Source organism: Dietzia sp. IBK-p2-16D, from assembly GCF_057773085.1.
In genome coordinates this window covers 126,019-142,951 of sequence record NZ_JBYMTL010000004.1, presented here as the reverse complement: position 1 = coordinate 142,951, position 16,933 = coordinate 126,019, and the positions used below count along the sequence as shown (strand labels likewise).

Sequence of the window (16,933 nt, the reverse complement as noted above, 5' to 3'; positions counted from 1 at the left end):
TGGAAGCCCATGACCCACCGCTGTTACATGCAGCTAACTAACTCGACTCATCGCCCCCAGAGGATGAATCCGTCACACCGGACCACAGACGGAGGAAAATAAGTGCAGAAGGAAATCGTCGTCCCCGCGGACATGGCCCACCTGGTGGAGCTGTTCAGCTACTCGCCGGCGGTGAAGGTCGGCAACCTGATCTACTGCTCGGGTCAGGTCGGGAGGGACTCGGAGATGAACGTCATCGACAGCAGTCTCGAGGACCACTTCGTGGCGGCCTGGGAGAACCTCGGCACCGTACTCCGGGCCGGCGGGTCGGACTTCGAGCACATCGTTGAGATGACCACCTACCACGTCGGACTCCAGGACCATCTACCCCTGTTCCTCGACGTCCGCAGCCGCTACATCCCCCGGACGGACGTCCCCACGGCGTGGAGTGCGATCGGTGTCAGCGAGCTGACGTTCCCAGGCCAGCTCGTCGAGTTGAAGGCGGTGGCCCTGGTGCCGTGATGGACCGGGGCACCACCCGCGGGGCTACACGCCGTAGAGGCGGGCCCAGTTCTCGCGGGTGGTGAGCTCGGGCTGCGCGGCGCGCCACCGCTCCTGGGCGGCCGGGGCCTCCCGGACGAACCGGGCGAGCAGCGACACCAGACGCTTCTGCAGCTCTGCGGACCGCGCCGGGTCGACCCTGCGGTGGTGCACCCCGGTCTGCGAGGCGTCGGTGACGTACACCTCGTCGAACAGCGAGACGTGCCACCACGCGGCGTCCTCGTACGGGATCGCCACCACGCCGCGGCGCTGCCGACCCAGCTTCTGCATGAGCAGCCGCTTGGCCAGCACCTGGTCCTCGCGGTCCTCGCGCGGGATCCCGACCTTTCGCTGGACACCGATCCCGGCGGGCAGGGCGTCCACGCCGAGCTTGGCGGTCTCCGGATACCGCACGCGCTCGGCACGGATCGCGGCCAACGCGGCCTGACCGCCGTCGTCCACCCCGTGGGAACCGTCGGGCCCGTCGAGGAACGCCTCGATCCCGCGCAGGCGCGTGGCGGCCAGGCCGTACTGCATGGCCGCGACGGCACGCAGGACGCTCCGGGCGAGGTTCTTGGCCATGCCCTTCGGGTCGATCCCCTGCCGGAGGGCGGCGGTGGTCAGCGAGTTGCGCAGGGAGAAGAACTGACCGAAGTCGTCGCCGTCCTTCCAGTAGAAGTCCGCGTGCCACACGGCCGCACCCTGCAGGGTGCAGGTCGGCATCCCCGCCTGGCGGCACCGCAGGCCGTACTCGATGTCGTCCCACTGGAAGAAGTACGGCATCGGCAGGCCGACGCGTTCCACGGCCTCGCCGGGGATGAGGCAGGACCACCACGCGTTGTACTCGGCGTCGATCCGCCGCTCCTGCCGACCCTCAACCACCGACTCGTCACGCAGCGCGAACTCGTCGGCGTCCAGCCCACCCCTAAGCTCGTCGAGCTGCGTGCGCTCGGCCGAGACCAGCAGGTAGTCGGGGTTGAACAAGTAGAGCATCTGGGCGCCCACGAGCATCGGTTCGCGGGTGACGGCGGCGAAGGCGAACAGACGCAGCACCGTCTCCGGCTCCACCCGGACGTCGTCGTCCATGAGCAGCACGTCCACCGGCCCCGGGGCCCCCGGCGTGGTGGCCTCGAACAGCCCGCGGCTGAAGCCTCCGGCGCCGCCGAGGTTGGGCTGACGCAGGTAGTGCAGCCGGTCGCCGAACTCCTCCGCCGCGTGCCGGAACGGATCGCGGGTCTCCACGAGATCGGTGCCCTGGTCCGTGACATAGAGGTCGTCGATCAGGTCCGCGACGAGGGGATCCGAGGCCAGCGAGTCGACGGTGGCCGCACAGTCATCCGCCCGGTTGAACGTGCAGATGGCCACGGCGGCGCGACGGGCGGGACTCGTCGTCGTCGTGCTCCACTCCACCTCCGACACCGTCGCCGGCGCGTCGACGGCGTGCACCTCCAGCCACATCGCGCCGCCGTCGGTGAAGGTGTCCACGGGCACGTGCAGCACCGCCATGCCGTCGCCGTTGTGGTGGACCACCTCCACGGTCCGCACGTGGGAGCCGATGTCGGAGGCGCGGACCAGGACGTCCACCTGGCCGGAGCTCTCCACCGACACCCGCACGGTCAGCTCGGTGACGACGGTCCAGCGCTGCCAGTACGAGGCCTCGAACCGTCCGAAGTAGGTGTTGGTGTCGACGATCGCACCGGCCTCCAGGTACAGCTCACCACGGGTGCGGCGAACCACCCCTCGCACGACCCTCGAGTACAGGTCGTCGTTGACCCACCGGCGCGGGCCGGAGAACAGGGTGCGCTGGAGCAACAGGTCACGGTCGGGCCGGTCGGCCCCGGTGTCGGTACCTGCGGCGGTCACGGTGGTGGCGTCCATGGGGCGATGCGCTCCTGGGAGTCGGTGGTGCGGCGGGGCGTCTATGCGGTGCCGTCCAGGCTAGTCCCCGTGCCCGGGCGCACCGCCTCGACGACCGGTGAGTCCGTGTTCGGGGGCTGATCGGGCGGCGTCACCGGGGGGATCCCGGGTGGGGGCGGCAGGGGCGGGTGGTCCGCGGGCACCGGCAGGACCTCGTACAGGCGGGCACCCGGGTTGGCCTCCACCAGGCGCAGGTTCGGGTTGAGGTGCAGCCCGATGAACCCGCCCGGCCGGCCCGGCCCGCCCACGGACCCCGTCCCGACGATCACCCAGCGCACGTCGTGGCGCAGCATCTCGCGGGTGACTGTCGGGTCGAAGCCGTAGCGGTTGACCGAGGTGTACAGCCTCATCCGGTCGGTGCCCACCTGGGCGTCCGGGTCGTCGGCCAGCGGAGCGCCGAACACGACCGGCACGCCGTGCACCGCGTACACCCAGGCGGTGCCGTCGAACGGGTCGTTGAGAGCGGCACCGCCGTCGTACCGCTCGCCCAGTGCGTCGAGGACGACGCGCTCGTCGGCGGTCACCGACGGCCCGTCCCCGTACCCCAGGTCCCGCAGCTTCCCCGCCAGCACGGCGTGGCCGGACGCCGCGAGCAGCGCGAGTACCGCCACCACCACGACCCCGGTTCGGGCCGCCGGCCGGCGCAGCGACCCGCGCGGCACCAGGGCCCGCACGCCCGCGCCGGCGAGCACCGCGGCGGGCAGGACCAGCAGCGCGGCGAACCGGTAGTAGTCGTCCCACCAGAAGCCGGTGAACGTCCGCACCCAGTCGCCCTGCACCGCCGCGGCCAGGACGTACAAAGTCCCGTAGGCGATCAGCGCGGCGACGGGGGCGGCGAGCGGGCGACGCCGCCGCGGGTCCACCACCGCCACCGCCAGTCCGACGATCACCGCCACGGCCATCCCCACGGAGGCGACCGCCGTGGGGCCGAGATCGAGCACCCCGGCCACCGCGCGCACCACGCCCACCTCCCGTGGCCACGAGAACCCGGCGAGCGCCTCGGTGGTCCCGGACGACACCATCGTCACCGACCAGCCCACATACGCCCCCGCCGGCGCCGCGGCCAGCGCGAAGCCGCCCGACACCGCCAGCCGCGGGCGCACGCCCGGCGCGGCGATCAGCCCCGCGACAGCCTGCGCGGTCAGCGGGATCGCCGCGGCCAGCGCGACCGACGGGTGCACCGACCACGCCCCGGCCATGCCCGCCCCCAGCAGCAGCGCATGTGCCGGCATCCGTGACCGACGGGCGGCGACGGTCTCCCCCAACAACAGCAGCCCGGGGATCACCGCGACGCCCAGGGCGAACGGGAGGACCGGGCCCCAGCCCAACACCCGGTAGGGGAACGCCCACGCCGACGCCGCCACCGCCGCGGAGGCCACCGCCGCGAGCCGGGAGCCGCCGCAGAGCCGCCCCGCCAGGACCGCCGCGCCCAGCACGAACACCACCCCGGTGGCCGCGGAGACGGCGCCCAACGCCTCCGGCAGGCCGCCGCCGGGCAGGCCGACCAGGAGCGAGGCGAACGCGTGGTAGGTGTCCGGATAGAAGAAGTGCGGGTTGGCGGGCTGGCTCACCGGCGCGAGGTCGGTGACGCCCGCCCGCCCGGTCTCGGCGATGAACCGGGTGGCGCCGCCGTGGAAGATCGCGTCCCAGTTCTGGGGGATGGCGCTGAGACCGCGGGTGGCGATGAGGACGTGGACGACCGGGACCGCGGCCAGGGCGACGACGACGAGGTCGACCATTCCCGGGCCCGGCCCGCCTCGGCGGGCATCGTCGTCGTCGTACTCCCCCTCACCGCGCCGCCACGTCCCCCGGTCGGTGACCCGGGCGGCGATACCCACTGCCGACGCGCAAGCCAGCGCGGCCAGGGCCGTCACCCCGGCGGAGATGAGGCCCCAGCGCAGGTCCGCCGCGGCGGTGACCGCGCACCCCACCGCGACCACGGCCAGCGACACCACCGGCCCGGCCGCCACCGCGTCCCGCCACCGGGTGCCGGCGGCCAGGCAGACCACCGCCCCCGGCAACACCACCAGCGCCACCGCGGCGAGCAGGACGAGCGCGACCGTCACGGTGCTCAGCGCACCCGGAAGATCACGGTCCGCTGGACGATGAAGTTGGTCACCGTCGCGACGCCCTGGGCGATGACGTAGCCGACCGTCGTGGCCCAGAAGGTGCCCCAGCCCAGGTCCTCGAAGACGGGCACCAGCACCATGAACAGGCCCCACTGGACGCCGAACATCACCGCGTACAGGCCCATCGTGGCCACGAACCGGGCCCGAGACGGCTCCGCCTGGAACGTCCAACGCCGGTTGAGGGCGTACGCGGTGAGCGTGCCCGCCACGAACGACAGCGCCTTGGCCGCGCCGTGGCCCAGGCCCGCGAGCATGAGCAACTGGAGGAGCCCGTAGTCGACGATCGCCGAGAGCACACCGGTGAGGAAGAACCGGATGACCTGCGTCTTCAGGTCGGTCGGGCGGGCCGGGTCGGACTCGTGCCGCGACTCCAGCGGATCGACGGCACCGCGCAGGGAGTCCAGCACGGTATCGTCCGGGACCTCGGAATCTCTGGGGGAGGAACTCACCAGCACAGGGTAGGCCCCGGCCCGAGCCCGTGAACATCGACACAGCGTCTTGTGCGGCGTCCGTGCCCGTGCCACACTTTCCTGATCGCGGGCACACCAGCCCGCTTCTGGTCGAACCGGGGACGGCACATCCGCCGACTGCGTTCGATACCGCTGGAGCGATTCGCTGCCGGCCACCCCATCTCACACGGCGCCCACACCACAAGGTCCGCGCCATCCCCGGGTAGCCGTCGTCGCCTCCACCCAACGCATCCGGGCAGGTCCCGTCATCCCGTCACCAGGTGACGTGACGGTTCCGCAGCCCGCTTCCCGATCAGGAGGAATCCCCATGTCGCAGTTCCGGAACCCCGCCATGAACAACGCGCCCACCGCGTTCTCGTACACGCCGACCGGCCGGGCCATCCCGCCGTCGTCGCCGCTGCGCACGCCGAACCGTCGCCCGGCCTCGCCGTCGTACACGCCCACCGGTCGCGTCGTCCTGTCGACGCCGACCACCCGCGGCTCCGCCTGAGCCCGAGCCCACCGCACCGCTCTCGCGCGCGGCGTCCGCCGTCGGCCCACCGGTCGGCGCGTGGGTGTCGCGCGCGGGTCGTCTCCCGGCTACAACCGGTCGGCGGCCACGAGCCTGGTGATCACGACCAGGGCGATCGCGCCGCACGCGAGGATCCCCGTCGAGACGAACAGTTGCATGACGCCGGCCTCCCACGGTCGGGCGCCGCCGAGCACCATGCCGACGAACGCCCCGGGGATCGTGACCAGTCCGATGGTGCGCGTCTGGTCCAACGACGGCTGCAGCGACGTGGCGGCGGACTCGCGGCACACCATCATCCGGGCGGGGATGTCGGTGAAGCCGAGCGACAGCGCGGCCTCCACCTCCCCGTGGCGGGTGACCAGTTCGTCGTGCGCGCGGCGACCCGCCAGACCCGCCACCGCCATGGCGTTGCCCAGGAGGATCCCCAGCACCGGGATGATCGACAATCCGTTGGGGCGGACCACCCCGGCGGCGAGCAGGCCGAGGACGATCAGCACCGGCGGCACCGCCACCGGCACCGCGCACCACAGTGCGTCGCGGATGGTCACCCGCGCCGACCCGGTCTGCGGAGAGCTGCGCTGTGCCAGCCGACGGGCCGCAGCCCACGAGGCGACGGACGCCATCACCACCGCGAACGCCACCACCAGCCACAACCGGTCGGCCACGTACCCGATCACCAGTGAGAGCCCCACGAGCTGCACGGCCGCGCGGATCGCCGTCCACGGGATCTCCCACTCCTGCCCGGTGCTCCCCACCCACGCCGCCGACGCGCCGATCACCACGAACAGGACGACCGCCACCGCGAGCGCCGGCCCGATCTCGATCATCGTCGCCCCCACGGGTCAGAGCCTACGACCGCCCGGGCGGAACCGGGAGGGGTCCGCGGGCGGGGTTGACGGGTCGACGATCCGGTGGCCGTGTCCGAGGGTGGCGATACCGTACGCGTATGAGGTCGCGGCGTCCCCTCCGTCCCGGCCGCGCAATCGCCGCGGCAGTCGTCTCGTCGGCCTGCGTGTTGGCCACCGTCCCGTCGGCCGCGGCCGATCCGCTGGCGGCGTTCCGACCGGTCCCGGCGCACGAGCGGACGCCCGAGCGGTACCTGCCCAGCCCGTCTCCGGACCCCTGGTACTCCGCACCGCCCGAGGTCGATCCCGCCACCGCCCCGGGCACGATCCTCGACACCCGAGCGGTGACGATCCCGCCGCACAACGTCCGCAACTTCGGCCGGGGCTGGCAGATGCTGGTCCAGAGCCGGGACTCCCATGACCGGCCGCAACAGATCGTGTCCACCCTCATCGAGCCGGCCACACCCTGGGACGGGCCCGGTCCGCGGCCGCTGGTGTCGTTCAACGTCACCATCGATTCCCTGGGCCTGACGTGCATGCCGTCGTACACGCTGCCGAACAAGCTGAACCTCGAACTGCCGCCGTTCCTCCAGATCCTCGCCGACCGCGGATACGGGCTCGTCGTGACCGACTTCCAGGGGCCCAAGGCCGCGTACGCGGCGGGCCGGGCCAACGGTCGGGCGGTTCTCGACGGGATCCGGGCGGCCCGGGCGTTCGTCCCGCCCGGTGACGCCGGTCCGCTGTACGGGGAGTCGCGGGTCGTGCAGGTCGGATACTCCGGCGGCGGAATCGCCACCGGCTGGGCCGCGCAGCTGCAACCCGTCTACGCACCCGAACTGACCGATGTCCTGGTGGGGTCGTCGGTGGGTGGCGTGCCCGCCGACTACTCGGAACTGTTCGACACGATGGACAGCAACATCGCCTCGGGGCTCTACCGGGCCGCGGTCCTGGGGATCGCCCGCGAGCACCCCGAGCTATATCCGCTGCTTAACGACGCCGGTGACGTGGCCGCACACGGGCTCCGCGACGCGTGCGCCGCCGCAAACACCGCAGGCGGACTGCTCCCCGTCCCGCTGAAGACGCTGACCCACACCGATCCGCGCACCGATCCGGCCGTGTCGGAGGTCCTGGCCCGCAACCGGCTGGGTACCGCCGACCCGGCGCGGGGCGCGGACCCCCGCGAGGTCCCGACCGGCCCGGTCCAGGTGTGGCACGGGGACGCCGCCGCGCCGATCGGTCCCGGCCCCGGTTCGTCGCAGGGCCCCGGTGACTCCTTCGTCCCCGAGTGGACGGCCCGGCGACTGGCCGACGAATGGTGTGCCGCCGGCGCGGACGTCGAGTACACGCCCGTGCCGGGCGAACACATTCTCGCCGCGTACACGGCGGTGGGCCCGGCGCTCGACTGGGTCGACGACCGCGCCCGCGGCGTGCCGTTCACCTCCGGCTGTCGCTAGCGGTGAGGCCGCAGCGTGCGTAACGCCGGGGGTGCCCCGAGCGACGATGGAGTATGAGAGTTCCATTACGGGCACGGGCGGGCGCGACTCTGGTCACAGTCGCATTTGCCGTGGGTGTGGGCGTCGGTACGGCCGGCGCCACCCCACCTCCGGAGAGTCCATGGGGTTCGGTCGGCGTCGCGGCGCTGGGGTCCTACGAGGCGGGCGCGGGTTCGCTCGACGCGGGATCGGCACTGGCGGGTTCGACCCGCGGCGGAGCGCTGGCGCCGGGGTTACAGCTGTACCGGGTGGCGGGTGTCGAGACGTTCTGTGTGGGCATCCTCGGCTACTACCGGACCTCGTGCCGGTGGGAGCGTCTCGAACGGATCGGGGCTCCGGCCGACGCCCCGGGTGCCAAGTACGCGGTCGCCGGCGTCGCCCTCCCCGAGACCGTCTACCTGGACGTCGAGGCGGGCACAGGCTGGGCGGGGGCGAACCCCCGCGAGTACGAACTCAGCCCCGGCAGCCGGCTGACTTCGCTGGACCGTCTGGCCACACTGCGCGCCACGCCACAGGTCCCCGTTCCGGGAGTGCCCGGGACCCTCGCCGGCGCGGTCGCCTTCGGCGAATACCCGTGGCCCTTCGGACCGATCACCCCGCCCCTACCCGTCAGCCGATAACGCGTAACCGTGGTCACGCCGGACCGTCAACAGGTGGGTTCGACACGGCTGAGCGGTACCCTCGACCGTGTGAGCACCGCCCATAACTCCGCCCCGGCCCAGTCCTCCCTGGACACCGAACTCAAGCGCCTCACCGGCTGGGGGCGCACTTCTCCCGCGATGAGCCACGTGCTCACCCCGCGTTCGGTGGAGGAGATATCGGCAGCCGTGGCCGCGGTCAACGACGCCAACGCCTCGAGTCCGGCCCACCTGCACCGCGGTGTGGTGGCCCGCGGGCTCGGTCGCTCCTATGGCGACAGCGCCCAGAACTCCGGCGGCCTCGTGCTGGACATGAGCCACTTCAACCGCATCCACGAGCTCAACGCCGAGAAGGCACTAGCCGTGGTGGACGCGGGCGTGAACCTCGACCAGCTCATGCGCGCCGCCCTGCCGTTCGGACTGTGGGTCCCGGTACTGCCCGGCACGCGTCAGGTCACCGTGGGCGGGGCGATCGGGCACGACATCCACGGAAAGAACCACCACTCGGCCGGCTCGTTCGGTAATCACGTCACGCGCATGGAACTGCTCGTCGCCGACGGCCGGGTGCTGACCCTGGAGCCGGGCGGCACCGCCGACGACCCGGATGGCACCCTGTTCTGGGCCACGGTCGGTGGCAACGGGCTGACCGGCGTGATCCTCAAGGTGTGGATCGCCATGACGCGCACCGAGACCGCCTTCTTCTTGGCGGACTCCGATCAGACCGGCTCGCTCGACGAGACGATCGCCCTGCACACCGACGGTTCCGAGTCGAAGTACACCTACTCATCGGCATGGTTCGACGCGATCAGCGCGCCCCCGAAGCTCGGCCGGGCCGCCGTCTCCCGCGGATCGCTGGCCACCCTTGCCGAGCTGGAGGAGTACGCGCCCAAGCTGGCGAAGAACCCGCTGGCCATGGACGCCAAGCCGCTGATCACCTTCCCGGACGTGTTCCCCAACGGCCTGGCCAACAAGTACACCTTCGGCCCCATCGGGGAGGTCTACTACCGGCTCGGCGGCACGTCCCGGAACCAGATCAAGACGCTGCCGGCGTTCTACCACATGCTGGACCTGTTCTCGGAGTGGAACCGGGCCTACGGGTCCAAGGGGTTCCTGCAGTACCAGTTCATCGTCCCGCCCGGCGCGGTCGAGGGTTTCAAGGAGATCATCGGCGACATCCAGCGCTCGGGTCACTACTCCTTCCTCAACGTCTTCAAGCTCTTCGGGCCGGGGAACCAGGCGCCGCTGTCGTTCCCGATGGAGGGCTGGAACGTCTGCGTGGACTTCCCCATCAACAGTCGTCTCAACGCGTTCGTCAACGAACTCGACGCCAAGGTCATGTCCATGGGCGGGCGCCTGTACACGGCCAAGGACTCCCGGGTGCCGGCCGAGCGCTTCCACGCCATGTACCCCCAGATCGACTCCTGGATCGCCACCCGCCGTGGGATCGACCCGAACGGCGTGTTCGTCTCCGACATGGGGCGTCGCCTCGAGTTGATCTGACGGGGGCGGTGGCCGCCCGCTCCCACTGCAGCGGGTCAGCCCCGAAACGTATCGGATCAGCCCCGATAAGGGTCTATACACACAGCCGGAATCGGGTGCACACTGAGGTGACACCCGGACGGCACGGGTCGCCCGGACCACGCCCCGGGAGTCGTCATGAGCCGTCACCACCACCGCCTCGCGCGGACCGTTGCCGTCGGCACCGTCGCCGCCCTCGCCCTCACCGGCACCGGTGTGGGCGGAGCGGGCGCGGACCCGATCACGGACAGCCTGGAAGCCCTCCCCGGGGCGCTGATCGGCGGGCCCTCTACCCTCGAGTGGGTCCCGTCGGGGCGGGCGATCCCGGTCACCTACACCAACGGCACGACGTCCCCCCAGACCTGCTGGTTCCGGTCGGCTGACGCGGCCGCCGTCCGGGCCGTGGAGGGCCTGGCGAACCCGGTCTCCGCGATCCCGCAGCTCGCTCGGGTCGTGGTGGACGTGGGCGACGGGGTGATCGGAGCCTCGACTGAACCCGACTCCCCCGTGTCGGTGGCCCCGGGTGTCTCGACCTCGTGGATCAAGCCGCTACTGCCCGGGCGCGCATACGGGATCTACGCGCGGTGCACCCTCGTCGACGAGCCGCAGACCATCGAGGTGACCTTCACCTACTACCCGTGAGCCGAGAGAGCACGCGGCTCCGTCGGGGGGTCTCGGTAGACTCCTGCCCATGATCAATGCCGTCGGCGTCCCCCAGACCCTGCTCCTCCTCGGTGGAACCTCAGAGATCGGCCTGTCCATCTGTGCCGAGTACCTGCAGCAGGGCCCGATGCGCGTGATCCTGGCCTGCCTGCCCGGCGACCCGGGGGTCGAGGACGCGCGCGCCGAGATGACGGCCGCCGGTGCGAGTGCGGTGGAGGTCGTCGACTTCGACGCCGCCGCCACCGAGTCCCACCCGGCCGCGTTCGAGCAGATCTTCGCCGGCGGGGACGTGGACGTGGCCATCGTCGCGTTCGGCCTGCTGGGAGAGAACGAGGAACTCTGGTCCGACCAGCGCAAGGCCGTCCAGATCGCACAGATCAACTACACCGGCGCCGTCTCGGTCGGTGTGCTCCTCGCCGAGCGGATGAAGGCCCAGGGTTACGGCCGGATCATCGCCATGAGCTCGGCCGCCGGGCTCCGGGCCCGCCGTTCCAACTTCGTCTACGGCTCCACCAAGGCCGGCCTGGACTCCTTCTACACCGGCCTCGGTTACGCGCTGGCCGAACACGGGGTCGACGTCCTGGTCATCCGCCCCGGCCAGGTCCGCACGCGCATGTCGGCACACGTCAAGGAGGCGCCGCTGACGATCAACAAGGAAGAGGTCGCCCGCATCGCGGTGAAGAAGGCGGGTGCGGGCAAGGGTGCGGTCTTCGCGCCGGCCGCGTTCGGCGGGGTCATGGCCGTGCTCACCCACGTGCCGCGCCCCATCTTCCGCAAGCTCCCCTTCTAGGGATGCCGGTGGCGCTACGGGGACTCGGTCTGGCCGGCGCGGCGACGCTGCTGGCCGCCGTCGTCACCGCGGTCGTCCTCGCCGGGTTCTCCCTCGTCTCGTTCCCCGCCTACGGCAACTCCAACGTCCTGCGGGCGCTCACGGTGGTCGGTCAGGCCGCGGCTGTCGCCCTGGTGGTGCTGGGGATCCTGTCCGCGCGCGCCGGCGAGCGGCCGGGGGGCCGAGCCGCTCTGGTCCGGCTGGGCAAGCTCGCGGCCCCCACCGGCTCGGCGTTGCTCGTGGCCGCCACGCTGGGGATCCCGCTGGCCGCCTCGCGGCTGTACCTGCACGGCGTGAGCGTGGACCAGGAGTTCCGCACCCAGTTCCTCGGTCGTTCGGCCACCTCGCTCGGGCTTCCGGACATGGCGTACGCCGACCTGCCCTCGTTCTACCCGTCGGGCTGGTTCTGGCTGGGCGGGCGTTTCGCGAACCTCGCCGGACTCGAGGGGTGGGCGGCGTTCAAACCGTGGTCGATCCTCTCGTTGGCGGTCGCCGCGGCGCTGGTCACGGTGCTCTGGACCCGCCTGCTGCGGACCGATCTCGGCGCCGCGGTGGGACTGGCCTCGACCTCGATCGTGCTGGCCTACGGAAGCCCCGAGCCCTACGGCGCGATCGTGGCGCTGTTCCTCCCGCCGGTGCTGATCCTCGCCTGGCACGCGGTCAACCCCACCGCGCGGCACGCCGGTCGCGGCGCGGCCCTGGCCACGACCCTGTTCCTGGGCGCATCGGCCAGCACATACACGCTGTACACGGGCCTGGCGGCGGGCACCGTCGTGCTCATGGCACTGGTCGCGACCGTCGCGGCCTCGGTCGCCCGCCGCCGTGCCGGCGGGCCCCATCCCACCCGCGGATCCTTCCCGCTCTGGCTGCCCGCGGCCCGGCTCGCGGTGATCGGCTTCGGCTCCATCGCGATCGCGCTCATCGTGTGGGCGCCTTACCTGCTCGCCGCCCTGCGCGGCACCCCCGAGGACTCCGGGACCGCGATGCACTACCTGCCCGACGCCGGCGCCCGCCTTCCGCTACCGATGACCGCGGGCGGCCTCACCGGCTGGGTGTGCCTGGCGGGACTGGTGTGGATCGTCGCCCGGGCGTGGACCTCGCGCCGGGCGCAGGCGCTGGGCCTGGGCGTGGTGGCCGTCTACCTGTGGTGCCTGGCCTCCATGGCGATCACCGTCCTGGGCACCACCATGTTGGGTTTCCGGCTCGAGCCGGTGCTCATCGGACTGCTCGTGGTGGCGGGTGTCTTCGCGATCGCCGACGTCGCCGGCCTCGCCGTGCGCGCGGCCGGGCGTCAGAACGGCGCCGACCGACCCGCGGCGGAGGCGGCCGATCGTCGTCGCCGGGCCACCGCGGTGGTGGGCGTCGTGGCCTCCCTGGCCGCACTGGCCCACGCGCAGGGCATCCCCGATCACCTGCACGAGGAGATCCGCCTCGCCTACACCGACACCGACGGTCACGGAGAGCGGGCGGACCGTTACCCGCCCGGGCCCGAGTCCCACTACGCCCGGGTAGACGAGGTCATCCGGGAGGCGTTCCCGGACCGCGACCGCACCGACCTCGTCGTCGTCAGCACCGCCGACGCCTTCCTCGCCTACCACCCGTACCTGGCCTACCAGGCCGTCACCTCCCACTACGCCAACCCCCTGGGGCGGTATGCCGACCGCAACGAGGCCATGGTCCGGTGGCAGGACGCCACCAGCGGCGCCGAACTGCGCGCCATGATGGACGAGACGCCGTGGCGCGGTCCCGACGCGATCGTCGCCCGCCCGTCGGGCGACGGGTACTCGCTGCGCCTGGCCGAGGACACCTACCCCAACGACCCCAACGTCCGGCGGTTCGGCGTCACCATCCCGGCCGAGGCCGTGGAGGGTCCCCACTTCGCGGTCCACGACGTGGGACCGTTCGCCGTGATCGTGGTGCGGTGATCAGGCGGTGACGATGCGGGGTTCGGGTGATGGTCGCGGGTCCGGTGACGGCGCGGTCGAGGGAGCCGTGACACGGGGCGACGACGATGACGGGCGCGACGACGAGGTCGGCGACGCCGGTCGTGGGCGTCCCCTCGGTCTGCACCCCTACCCGGGCATGGACCGCGACCGCCGGTGGGCGATCATCACCGGGTTCCTCGGAGCGTTCCTGGCGATCCTCGCCGGGGTACTGCCGGTCAACCAGGACACCACCCGCGTGCAGTGGACCGCCGGGCCCGACTACGCCTCGGTCACCGCACCGCTGGTCTCCGGGCGACCGCTCGACCTGACCATCACCGCTCCCTGCGCGCCGCTCGCACAGGTGCCGGAGAACACCATCGTGTTCTCGACCCTGCCGAAGGACGCCCCCGGGCGGATCTCCGACGGACTGGTGGTCCAACGGGCCGAGAACGCCGCGGGCAACCCCGTGATCGAGGTGGCGGTCCGCAACATCACGTTGCTGTCCGTGCCCCTCGCCACCCTGCGCGATCCCGCGTGCGAGACGCTGAACGTGCGTGCCGAGACCGGGATCCTCGTGGCCGAGTTCGCCGGTCTCGAACGGGACCCCGACGACGCGGATGACGCGGTGCGGGCCGCCGTGCCCGGCACCATGCGTCCGCAGGTCACCGGCGTGTTCACCGACCTCACGGCCGCGACCGCACCCGACGGGCTCGGCGAGTCGACGGTGGAGGTGACCGTCGACTCCCGCTACTCCTCCAGCCCCACGCTGCTCAAGCTGGTGCTGATGGTGATCGGCGTCCTGGCGACCCTCGCCTCCGTGGTGTTCCTCCACCGTCTCGACGGTATCGACGGGCGGTCGGGCCGGCGGTTCGTGCCGCGGTCGTGGTCGCGGTTGTCCGGGGTCGACGGCGTCGTGATCAGCGTCCTGGCCTTCTGGCACCTCGTGGGCGCCAACACCTCCGACGACGGCTACCTGCTGACCATGGCGCGCTCCGCCGGACCCAGCGGATACATGGCCAACTACTACCGCTGGCTCGGCTCCCCGGAGTCCCCGGTGGGCTGGTACTACGAGATCCTGCGGATCTTCGCCGAGATCTCCACCGCCAGTCCATGGATGCGCTTGCCCACCCTGGTGTGCGGGATCCTGTCGTGGCTCATCATCAGTCGCGAGGTCGTTCCCCGACTGGGTCGCCTCGCCCGCACCTGGCGCGGCCCCCGCTGGACCGGCGCCGCCCTGTTCCTCGCGTTCTGGATGGCGTTCAACAACGGGCTGCGGCCCGAGCCGGTCATCGCGCTGGGCGCACTGCTCACGTGGTCGCTGGTGGAGCGGTCCATCGCCACGCGCCGACTCGTGCCGGGCGTCGCGGCGATCGGTGTGGCCGCGTTCTCCCTCGGTGCCGGCCCCACCGGGTTGATGTGCGTGGCGGCGCTGGCCGCCGGTGCGCGCGAGTTCGTCCGGATGGTGCGCCGCCGAGCGCAGGTGGTCGGCTGGGCACCGATCCTCGGGCCCGTCCTGGCCGTGGGTCTGGCGTTGCTCTACACCGTGTTCGCGGACCAGACCCTGGCCGCGGTCCTCGAGGCCACCCGGATCCGCACCGAGCTCGGCCCGAGCCTGCCCTGGTACGGGGAGAAGGAACGGTGGGAAGCGTTGTTCGGGGTCTCCGCCGACGGCGGCGTGGCCCGGCGCTTCCCCGTCCTGCTCATGCTCATGTGCCTGGTGCTGGTCTCCGCAGTGATGCTGCGGCGCGGACGGATCCCCGGTGCGGCCGCGGGACCGTCCCGGCGGTTGCTCGGCGTGATCGCGGGATCGCTGCTGTTCCTGGTCTTCACGCCCACCAAGTGGACCCACCACTTCGGGGTCTTCGCCGGGCTGGCGGGAGCGCTCGCCGTGCTCGCCGTCATCGCCCTGCGCTCCTCGACGGTCTCGCTGAGCCGGAGTCGCTGGCTCGTGTGGGCGTCGCTGTGCCTCGTCGTCGGACTCGCCACCGCCACCAACAACACCTGGTGGTACGTGTCCGACTACGGCATCCCCTTCTCCGACACCTTCCCCGCCGTCGGCGGGGTCCAGGTGCAGTACGTCGCGTTCATCGGCGGATTCGTGTGCCTGCTCATCGCCGGCCTCATCCACTCCGGGATCCTGCCCGACGACCCCGGCGCCGCACTGCGCGTGCGGATCCGGCGCGCGGTGCCGTTCCTGCGTACGCACGCCGACACCCCCGCGTCGCGGCGGCGCGACGGGGGCTCCGGCGCCACGGCGCGTCCGCGCCGGGGAACCGGCATCGACGGCGCCCCGCTGACCGTCGTCGCGTTCTCCATCGTCGTGTTCGAGCTGGTCTCCGCGGTCACCGCCGTGTTCGCCCAGACCCCCGCCTACACGGTGGGCCGCGGCAACATGCGGGCACTGGCCGGCGAACCGTGCGCGCTGGCCGACTCGGTGCTGGTGGAGGAGGACTCCAACGACGGCCTGCTCCGAGCGGTCGGGGCGGGCCCGGAGATCTCCCTCGGCGCCGGCGTGGTCAACGGGTTCGCCCCCAACGGCCTGCCCGACTCCATCACCGTCGAGAGCACCGAGGCCTCCGGCTCCCTGGCGACGTCCGAGAGCGGCGAACGCGACCCCGGCGACGGCGTGGACGCCGGCACCACCGGCGGCCGCGGCGCCGTCACCGTCAACGGCTCCACCGTGGCCTTGCCCTTCGGCCTGGACCCGGACACCACCCCCGTCCTCGGCTCGTACCGACGCGGGCCCCAGGTCGCCGCCGAACTCACCAGCGCCTGGTACCAACTGCCCGCCCGCAGCCCCAACCGACCCCTCCTGGTCATGGCCGCCGCCGGCCGCATCGGAGGCGGGGACCTGCGGATCGAGTACGGGCGCCCCGGTCGGGTCGGCGCGACGGGGCCCACGGACTTCGAGGTCATGGGGTCCATGGCCCCCATCGACATCGGGCCCGCGCCCGCCTGGCGCAACCTGCGCATCCCCCTCGAATCGATCCCCGACGAGGCCGAGGTGGTCCGCGTGGTCGCCGACGACGGCAACCTCGACCCCGACTGGTGGCTCGCCGTGACCCCGCCTCGGAACCCGCGACTGCGCACCCTCGACGAGGTCATCGGCCACACCGACCCGGTGCTCGTCGACTGGGTGGTCGCACTGGCCTTCCCGTGCCAGCGGCCGTTCGTGCACAACGGTGGCGTGGCGGAGATCCCCCGGTACCGCATCCTCGCCGACCGGGAATCCTCCTCCGCGGCGAACTGGTGGCAGAGCGCCGGCGGCGGCGGACCGCTGCTGTGGACCACCCAGACCGTCGAGGCGATCACCGTCCCCACCTACCTCGACCACGACTGGTCCCGCGACTGGGGTTCGCTCCAGCGATTCGAGCCACTGGACCCGCAGGCGAGTCCCGCCGAGCTGGTCCGCGGGAGCGAGATGAGGTGGGGCTGGACCACGCCGGGTCCGATGAACTGATCGTCGCCTAGAATCG

At 72.1% G+C, this 16,933-nt stretch carries 13 protein-coding genes; 9 read left to right on the top strand and 4 right to left on the bottom strand.

The features are described 5' to 3' along the window. The first annotated feature begins 102 nt into the window (after positions 1-102). Positions 103-501, top strand: coding sequence for a RidA family protein (locus AC3DE3_RS10440; protein WP_488369911.1), 399 nt, complete (start codon positions 103-105; stop codon positions 499-501). Positions 502-525: 24 nt separating this feature from the next. On the opposite strand, the gene AC3DE3_RS10435 is transcribed toward AC3DE3_RS10440, so the two are convergent. The 3 genes from AC3DE3_RS10435 to AC3DE3_RS10425 are packed head-to-tail and all read right to left on the bottom strand — an operon-like array spanning position 526 to position 5,020. Beyond that, positions 526-2,397 (bottom strand): glycosyltransferase, encoded by a 1,872-nt coding sequence (locus tag AC3DE3_RS10435; RefSeq protein WP_488369910.1) that lies wholly within the window; start codon positions 2,395-2,397, stop codon positions 526-528. A 41-nt stretch (positions 2,398-2,438) separates the two neighbouring features. After that, a complete protein-coding gene (locus tag AC3DE3_RS10430; RefSeq protein WP_488369909.1) occupies positions 2,439-4,502 on the bottom strand; it encodes a DUF6541 family protein in 2,064 nt (687 codons plus the stop codon). A 5-nt stretch (positions 4,503-4,507) separates the two neighbouring features. After that, entirely contained in the window at positions 4,508-5,020 is a 513-nt protein-coding gene (locus AC3DE3_RS10425) for a GtrA family protein (protein ID WP_488369908.1), read from the bottom strand. Between the two features lie 322 nt (positions 5,021-5,342). Here AC3DE3_RS10425 and AC3DE3_RS10420 point away from each other — a divergent pair, with 322 nt between their 5' ends. Next, a complete protein-coding gene (locus AC3DE3_RS10420; protein WP_488369907.1) occupies positions 5,343-5,525 on the top strand; it encodes a hypothetical protein in 183 nt (60 codons plus the stop codon). Between the two features lie 89 nt (positions 5,526-5,614). Here AC3DE3_RS10420 and AC3DE3_RS10415 read toward each other — a convergent pair whose 3' ends face one another. Continuing rightward, the gene (locus tag AC3DE3_RS10415; RefSeq protein ID WP_488369906.1) at positions 5,615-6,385 is read right to left on the bottom strand and encodes an ABC transporter permease; all 771 of its coding nucleotides are present in this window, start codon (positions 6,383-6,385) and stop codon (positions 5,615-5,617) included. Between the two features lie 107 nt (positions 6,386-6,492). On the opposite strand from AC3DE3_RS10415, the gene AC3DE3_RS10410 reads away from it, so the two are divergent. From AC3DE3_RS10410 to AC3DE3_RS10380, 7 genes are all read left to right on the top strand, one after another. Then, on the top strand, positions 6,493-7,845 hold the full coding sequence (locus AC3DE3_RS10410) for a lipase family protein (RefSeq protein WP_488369905.1): 1,353 nt from the start codon (positions 6,493-6,495) through the stop codon (positions 7,843-7,845). 110 nt (positions 7,846-7,955) lie between these two features. Next, entirely contained in the window at positions 7,956-8,504 is a 549-nt protein-coding gene (locus AC3DE3_RS10405; RefSeq protein WP_488369903.1) for a hypothetical protein, read from the top strand. 69 nt (positions 8,505-8,573) lie between these two features. Continuing rightward, positions 8,574-10,022 carry a decaprenylphosphoryl-beta-D-ribose oxidase gene (dprE1, locus tag AC3DE3_RS10400; RefSeq protein WP_488369902.1) on the top strand — a complete coding sequence of 483 codons (1,449 nt, stop codon included), beginning with the start codon at positions 8,574-8,576 and terminating at the stop codon, positions 10,020-10,022. A 156-nt stretch (positions 10,023-10,178) separates the two neighbouring features. After that, on the top strand, positions 10,179-10,682 hold the full coding sequence (locus AC3DE3_RS10395; RefSeq protein ID WP_488369901.1) for a hypothetical protein: 504 nt from the start codon (positions 10,179-10,181) through the stop codon (positions 10,680-10,682). A gap of 49 nt (positions 10,683-10,731) precedes the next feature. Beyond that, positions 10,732-11,493 carry a decaprenylphospho-beta-D-erythro-pentofuranosid-2-ulose 2-reductase gene (gene dprE2 / locus AC3DE3_RS10390; RefSeq protein WP_260486411.1) on the top strand — a complete coding sequence of 254 codons (762 nt, stop codon included), beginning with the start codon at positions 10,732-10,734 and terminating at the stop codon, positions 11,491-11,493. 2 nt (positions 11,494-11,495) lie between these two features. Beyond that, on the top strand, positions 11,496-13,457 hold the full coding sequence (locus tag AC3DE3_RS10385; RefSeq protein ID WP_488369899.1) for an arabinofuranosyltransferase: 1,962 nt from the start codon (positions 11,496-11,498) through the stop codon (positions 13,455-13,457). Positions 13,458-13,524: 67 nt separating this feature from the next. Further along, positions 13,525-16,917, top strand: a complete 3,393-nt coding sequence (locus tag AC3DE3_RS10380) for an arabinosyltransferase domain-containing protein (protein WP_488369898.1) — start codon at positions 13,525-13,527, stop codon at positions 16,915-16,917. Positions 16,918-16,933 lie beyond the last annotated feature (16 nt).